The organism is Candidatus Saccharibacteria bacterium, from assembly GCA_016191105.1.
GTDB lineage: Bacteria > Patescibacteriota > Saccharimonadia > CAILAD01 > BJGX01 > JACPPH01.
Window position 1 is genome coordinate 127,306 of record JACPPH010000004.1, and the last position, 6,424, is coordinate 133,729.

Below are 6,424 nucleotides of genomic sequence, written 5' to 3' on the forward strand. Positions count from 1 at the left end.
GAGGGCTAATCATGAGCAAAATAAAACAAGAATACGATGTTGTGGTGGTTGGGGCTGGCCATGCTGGCTGTGAGGCTGCCATTGCCGCGGCCAAACTAGGCGCCCGAACACTTTTGGTGTCTAAAGACCTTAATAAGGTTGCAACCCTACCCTGCAACCCATCAGTTGGCGGTCCAGGCAAAGGGCACTTGGTGCGTGAGATAGATGCGCTGGGGGGCATAATGGCAAAAGTGGTCGATGCTAGCGCCATTCAAATTAAAGAGCTCAACACCAGCAAAGGCCCCGCCGTACGGGCTTACCGCGCCCAGCTCGACAAGACTCTTTATAACCAGAACATGCTAGCCGAGCTAGAGTCGGCTCTAAACCTTAATTTGCTTGAAGATGAAGTTAAGGCTGTAGAATCTAAAGGTGCTAAGATCCAGGCGGTGGTGACAAGCCAAAACGGACCTATTAAGGCCAGCTCGGTAGTTATCTGTGGCGGCACCTTTTTAAACGGCGAGATTATCTTGGGCGATAAAGTAGTCAAAAAAGGCGGCCGTATGGACGAAGACTCATCGGTCGGCTTAACCGATTCGCTAATAGCGCTCGGACTCAAGCACGGCCGGCTCAAAACCGGCACGCCGCCGCGCATTCATCGTAACAGCATAGACTATTCCAAATTAGCGCTGGCACCTGGTAGCCCGGGTAAAATCAGTTTTTCGACTCCCGAGCGTGAACTTATGCCAATGGGCCAGCAAGAAACTTGTTATCTGACCTACACCAACCCCGAAACTCACCAACTGATTCTCGACAATTTTGCCGAATCAGGCAATGTATCGGGTTTGATTACCGAAACCGGACCGCGTAGCTGTCCCAGCCTCGATCTAAAAGTTAAAAACTTTCCCCACAAACAGCGCCACCCAATATTTATCGAGCCAGAGGGTCGACCAAGCGATCCAAAATGTGGCCAGCGCATGTACTTGCAAGGTTGTAGTACGGCCTTTAGCTCCGGATGGCAAGAAAGAATCTTCCGTACTATAAAGGGGTTAGAGAGGGCGGAATTCCTAAGCTATGGTTACGCCGTACGCTACGATTTCTTTTTGCCCCACCAGCTTAAGAACACGCTCGAAACCAAGGTTTGTAACGGACTTTACTTGGCTGGCCAAATGAACGGCACCACTGGCTATGAGGAGGCTGCCGCTCAAGGCCTGATAGCTGGCATAAATGCTGCTCTAAGGCTGCAAAACAAACCCGAATTTATACTCGACCGGGCTGAGGCTTACATTGGAGTGTTAATCGAAGATTTGGTTACCAAGGTGCATGTTGAGCCCTACAGAATGTTTACCAGCCGTGCTGAGTACCGGCTATTACTACGCAACGACAACGCCGATGCCCGCTTGAGCCAAAAGGGCTATGAGCTAGGTCTAATTAGCAAAAACCGCTTCGATGCCGTAAAAGTTAGACAGGTCCAGATAGAACTGGCCATATTAGGGCTCAAAAAGGCCAAGCGAAAGGCTGGCGGCAAAACTATAAGCGCCTATGAATATTTGCGTCGGCCCCAGATCACATTGGCAGAAACTATGAGCCAATTTGGAGTTAGTGTAGCCGATGCGATTGCCTATAATGTCGAAGTTGAAGTTAAATACCAAGGGTACTTCGATAAACAGCGGCGCGAAGCTACAAAATTGCAAGCTCAGCAAGCCTTTAAGTTGCCAAAACTGGATTATTCTAGCATCAAGGGCTTACGCAATGAGGCCAAAGCCCGATTAGCGGAGGTGCAACCTACATCACTAGCCCAAGCTTCGTTGATCCAAGGGGTAACCCCGGCCGACCTAAGTATTGTAATGGTTATGGCTCACCGACAGCATTGAGCCAATGCGATGCGCTAATTCTCAAGGCCACACGGGCGTGCTAAACTAAGTGTAAGACCGTAACTCTTCAAGGAACTCGTTTGAATTTAACAGCCAGCTTATTAGAATTTGCACTTAACCTAATTAACAGCATTGGTTACTTCGGCGTGTTTGTGGTTTTGATTTTAGATAACAGCGGTATACCCATACCGTCCGAGGCTACGCTGGCACTGGCTGGTAACTTGGCCAAAACCGGCTATTTCAACCTGATTGTGGTGATTGTTGTGGGCGTAGCAGCCCAAACACTTGGCACCTATTTGGCCTACTTGATAGGTCGCTATGGCGGCGAGCCACTGGTTAAGCGATATGGCAAATACGTGCTGATTTCAGCTCACGACTACGACAAGGCCAACGGCTGGTTCAAAAAGCGTGGCGCCAAGGCTGTCTTTGTATCTCGTCTTATTCCGGTAATTCGTACCTATGCTGGGTTTGTGGCCGGCACATTTCGGATGCCACTAAAACGGTTTGTGTGGGATAGTTTTTGGGGGTCGCTAATTTGGACTTCGGTCTTTGTTTTGCTTGGCTACGGGTTGGGTGACAGTTGGCGCAGGTACTATAGCTATCTTCGCTATGTCGACTATCTTATAATCATCGGGATTGTGGCTATTGTGGCCTATTACATCTATCGTAAACTGTCAGCTAGAAAGGCTAGTAATGCACAACATAAATAAGCTCTCAAATGGCGTTAGAGTCGTTACTCAGTCCATGCCCGACTCGGGCAGCGTGGCGGTTAACTTCTTTATTGGTGCTGGCGGTAGGTATGAGGATCACACTCAAGAACACGGCGCCGCGCATTTTATAGAACACCTGTTGTTTAAGGGCACCACCAAGCGTCCATCGGCCAAGATTATTGCCGAAGAAATCGACGGCGTGGGTGGCTATATGAATGCCTACACCAGCAGCGACCATACCAGCTATTACATTAAGCTGCCCAAAGAGCACTTTGAGCTGGCAGCTGAGATCTTGAGCGATATTTTAACCGACCCGTTGTTTGATCAGGCCGAAATTGATCGGGAACGATTGGTGGTGATTGAAGAAATGAAAGTCTATCGTGACGACCCAGCCCGGCATATATATGATCTTATTGGCGGTCTGTTGTGGCCGCAAAATGCCTTGTGTAGCAATGTATTGGGAGATGAACAATCAATTAGTTCAATGGGTCGGCAAACCATTTTGGACTACTTTGCCGCGCTCTATACGGCCGATAATTTGGTGGTATCGGTAGCTGGTAATATTAGCGAAGCTAAGGTTTTGGCTACCATACAGAAACTCTTGGGCAGCCTTAAAACCAAAGCCACCCGCAGCTACAGTCATAAGCTAGGTGATTTATCTAGTAGCTTTAGCAACGTAGTGCAACAAGATACCAATCAAACTCACTTAGTGGTTACGGGTCGCGGCCCCTCATTGGCGGCTGGTGATGAACCGGCCATGCGCGTACTCGGTACTATCCTGGGTGGCGGGCCAAGTAGCCGGCTGCACTTGAGCGTGCGTGAGCAAATGGGCTTGGCCTACAGCATAGCCATGGGCGTGGATACCTTTTTGGATACTGGTGATTTTGAGATCTATGCTGGTGTAAGTCCAGAGAATACAACCGCGACTCTAAAGGCAATTAAGCAAGAACTGCACAAAATTCAAACTCATAAGGTCGACGCTGTGGAGCTCAACAAAGTTAAACAACAGATGCGTGGCCGACTCATTATGGGTCTAGAGAGTAATGCGGCTGTGGCTGATATGTTGGGCGGCCAGCTCATTGTGTCTAATCGAACCTGGAGTTTAGAAGACATTTTGGCTAAAATAGATCACGTTACTCAAGCTGACGTGCAAGACGCGGCTAACAAGTACTTAGCTGCTGATGGCATTCGCCTGGCCATGATAGGCCCGCATAACGAGGCCGAAGTGTCACAGTTTGAAGCGATAATAAAGGAGTAATATGAAGACTATCCCACCAAATCCAAAGAGACTAAATGAGCTAAGGAAAGAAAAATCCATGGTCTTGATTAAGCCCGATGCAGTTGCCAGACACTTAGTGGGCGAAATATTGCAGCGTTTTGAGCGCAAGGGCTTTCGCATTGCTGCTATGAAGCTGGTTTTGCCAACCCGCAAACAGGCTGAAAAGCACTATACTGATAGTGAAGACTGGCTAACTGGTTCTGGCCAGCGCACTTATGATGGGTATATAGAGAAAGGCTTGAAACCACCCATGAAACCACGCGACCTGGGCTTGAATACTCGCCGTAGGTTAATTGAATCCTTATTGGTCGGCCCGCTTGTTGCCCTGGTTCTGGAGGGTCCACATGTAATCGAGGTGGTGCGCAAAATGCGCGGTGCCACTAGTCCTCAGTTGGCCGATGTCGGCACGATTGGCTTCGATTATTCCTTAGAAAGTTATGAGTTAGCCGATTCTGGCGACTGGGCCATTAAGAATATAATTCATGCCAGCGATAGTCCAGAAAACGCCAAGGTAGAGATTGCCAACTGGTTTAGCAAGTCCGAGCTATTCGAATACAAGACGGCCGCAGAAGACGTGTTATACAGTAAGAATTGGCATGACAAAAAGTAGGCAAATCGAAGTTGAGTTCAGAGCTCAGCTAAGCGAGACCGAACACGCTCGCATTAAAAAACATCTCGAGGAGCAGGGAAAACTCTTAAGTGAGCAAGACCAGGCTAGTTATTACTTTTACGACTCTGGTAAAGCCTTTAAGATGGTGCACGACAAAGACAAAGGTAGTATGCGCATCGCCCATAAGCTCAAAACCATACTTCAAGGCATCGATTTCGAAGAACTAGAAATTGTTATCGACCCCAAAGACATCGACACAGCTGTGCCAATGTTCAAAAGCTTGCTTGGCATAAATAGGGTAATTTACGACGAACAAAAGCGCTTTAATTACGAATACAAGGGGTTGGAGATTGCTCTCAAGTGGAGTGAGGGCTGGGGTCACCATATAGAGTTAGAAAAAGTTGTGAGCGAACAGGCCGATGTAGCCAAAGCCGAAGAAGAAATTAGATCTGTTGCCAAGGAGTTGGGCGTAGAACTTATGACCATTGCAGATATCAAAAAACTTGAGGATAAAATCTTAGATAAACTCGAGCGCGGTGACTATAAGGTAGCCGGGTATATTTAGACTGGCGCCCTCGCCTCGATTCGAACGAGGATCTACTCCTTAGGAGGGAATTGTTCTATCCCTTGAACTACGAGGGCTTGTTCGATTCAACAACTAGAATTTCATTCTCTTATTGAATGGTCGTTAACTACAAGAGCACAGAAAGCAGAATTAATTATAACCTGCGAGCTTATCTGTTGACAACATAAGCCTGTAGTCGTATAGTGTGAAGTCCCTAAGCAGGCAAGTCGCTTGCTTTTGTACGCACCATCGGAGATGGGCTAATGTTCCCTATGGAGACTCGCCCCAGGAGGGGCAGTGCCAAGAAGAGTTCCAGCCCCAGAGAGATCTGGTGGACCTACACGGTTCCAATGAAAGGACGAACACGGTTTCCTGTCCACCCCGGCTTGTACCACAAGGCCGACAACGGCGACACCGGCTGCCAGAACAGGATCGCCAAGACAATCCACGACCGGTTCATCGAGGCCGGCGAGAACCCAGGGTTCATCAAGTACAACAGTCTGGTGATCGCCGAGCGTTCCTTCGGTCCTGGTCACCCCGACGACAACTTCACCATTCTCGTGGACGGAATCAGGTTCAACCACGATCGAACCGGCGACGATCCGGGTGGATGTCTGGGCAACACTCCAGACGCCTGAACGCCCAAGCTCACCTCCGAAACCCCGTCTTTTCACCCTCCAAAAAGGGGGTAGAGAAGGCGGGTTTCGGCTTTATACCCACTTTTTGGTAGAATATAAGAACTATGGCAGAAACCAAACGCGACCGCGCTCAGAAACGACAATTTGCTGGCCAACAAGAAGGTGAGGTAGTAGAGCTAATGACTCGACGATTTCCAATAGTATTGCGCAAGCAGTTAATATTTGGCCTACTCATAATCTTAGTCGGCATGATCCCCTGGGCGATTGCTACCGCCAACGAGTATAGCTGGCAGGGTCTGGCCGACGGTTGGCTACTATTTGGTGTGCTAGCCTTGGCTTTTTACTGGCTGCGAGCTTGGGTGGGTTATTACTATAGCATTTATTTGCTAACCAACAAACGACTCATGGTAGTAACCCAGCGTGGGTTCTTTAACCGCAAGGTCAAGGAATTAGCTTTAACTAATATTCAAAATGTAAACTACGAGGTTACCGGCATGCAGGCGGCCATGTTTGGCTTTGGCGAGGTTGAGGTTGCGACCCTATCGGGTGCTGGCGGGCTCAAGCTCAAATATGTGCATCACCCGGCTGATTTTCAGCAAGCTGTGTTGGCTCATGTGCACCACGGCAACCAGGTTCTGTCCACTAAACCGGAACAGCTATACTTTTAAGTAGTGTAAATGGGTCACGAAACAGTTCTGGATGGCTTCTTCTGGCCTGAAACTCTGCTAAGATCCCGCCTAAGAAACATTTAATGAAATGATCTCTAGTGCGA

7 protein-coding genes and 1 tRNA gene are annotated in these 6,424 nt (G+C 48.6%); 7 read left to right on the top strand and 1 reads right to left on the bottom strand.

The features are described from left to right. Positions 1–11 precede the first annotated feature (11 nt). From mnmG to HYX70_02525, 5 genes are all read left to right on the top strand, one after another. Positions 12–1,850 (top strand): tRNA uridine-5-carboxymethylaminomethyl(34) synthesis enzyme MnmG, encoded by a 1,839-nt coding sequence (gene mnmG / locus HYX70_02505; protein ID MBI2798155.1) that lies wholly within the window; start codon positions 12–14, stop codon positions 1,848–1,850. An 80-nt stretch (positions 1,851–1,930) separates the two neighbouring features. After that, complete coding sequence (locus HYX70_02510; GenBank protein MBI2798156.1) at positions 1,931–2,560, top strand: DedA family protein; 630 nt, start codon at positions 1,931–1,933, stop codon at positions 2,558–2,560. Beyond that, the gene (locus HYX70_02515) at positions 2,544–3,818 is read left to right on the top strand and encodes an insulinase family protein (protein MBI2798157.1); all 1,275 of its coding nucleotides are present in this window, start codon (positions 2,544–2,546) and stop codon (positions 3,816–3,818) included. Before HYX70_02510 ends, HYX70_02515 begins: the two co-directional genes overlap by 17 nt. Before the next feature lies 1 nt (position 3,819). Further along, a complete protein-coding gene (locus tag HYX70_02520; protein MBI2798158.1) occupies positions 3,820–4,449 on the top strand; it encodes a nucleoside-diphosphate kinase in 630 nt (209 codons plus the stop codon). Next, positions 4,436–5,014, top strand: a complete 579-nt coding sequence (locus HYX70_02525; protein MBI2798159.1) for a CYTH domain-containing protein — start codon at positions 4,436–4,438, stop codon at positions 5,012–5,014. Before HYX70_02520 ends, HYX70_02525 begins: the two co-directional genes overlap by 14 nt. A 2-nt stretch (positions 5,015–5,016) precedes the next feature. Here HYX70_02525 and HYX70_02530 read toward each other — a convergent pair. Further along, a tRNA-Arg gene (locus HYX70_02530) sits at positions 5,017–5,091 on the bottom strand. A gap of 273 nt (positions 5,092–5,364) precedes the next feature. On the opposite strand from HYX70_02530, the gene HYX70_02535 reads away from it, so the two are divergent. Beyond that, positions 5,365–5,652 carry a hypothetical protein gene (locus HYX70_02535; protein MBI2798160.1) on the top strand — a complete coding sequence of 96 codons (288 nt, stop codon included), beginning with the start codon at positions 5,365–5,367 and terminating at the stop codon, positions 5,650–5,652. Between the two features lie 104 nt (positions 5,653–5,756). After that, on the top strand, positions 5,757–6,320 hold the full coding sequence (locus HYX70_02540; GenBank protein ID MBI2798161.1) for a PH domain-containing protein: 564 nt from the start codon (positions 5,757–5,759) through the stop codon (positions 6,318–6,320). Positions 6,321–6,424 lie beyond the last annotated feature (104 nt).

Coding starts and splice junctions, on each gene's coding strand:
- mnmG (MBI2798155.1), top strand. CDS start 12: ATGAGCAAAATAAAACAAGAATACGATGTTGTGGTGGTTGGGGCTGGC.
- HYX70_02515 (MBI2798157.1), top strand. CDS start 2,544: ATGCACAACATAAATAAGCTCTCAAATGGCGTTAGAGTCGTTACTCAG.
- HYX70_02520 (MBI2798158.1), top strand. CDS start 3,820: ATGAAGACTATCCCACCAAATCCAAAGAGACTAAATGAGCTAAGGAAA.
- HYX70_02525 (MBI2798159.1), top strand. CDS start 4,436: ATGACAAAAAGTAGGCAAATCGAAGTTGAGTTCAGAGCTCAGCTAAGC.
- HYX70_02535 (MBI2798160.1), top strand. CDS start 5,365: ATGAAAGGACGAACACGGTTTCCTGTCCACCCCGGCTTGTACCACAAG.
- HYX70_02540 (MBI2798161.1), top strand. CDS start 5,757: ATGGCAGAAACCAAACGCGACCGCGCTCAGAAACGACAATTTGCTGGC.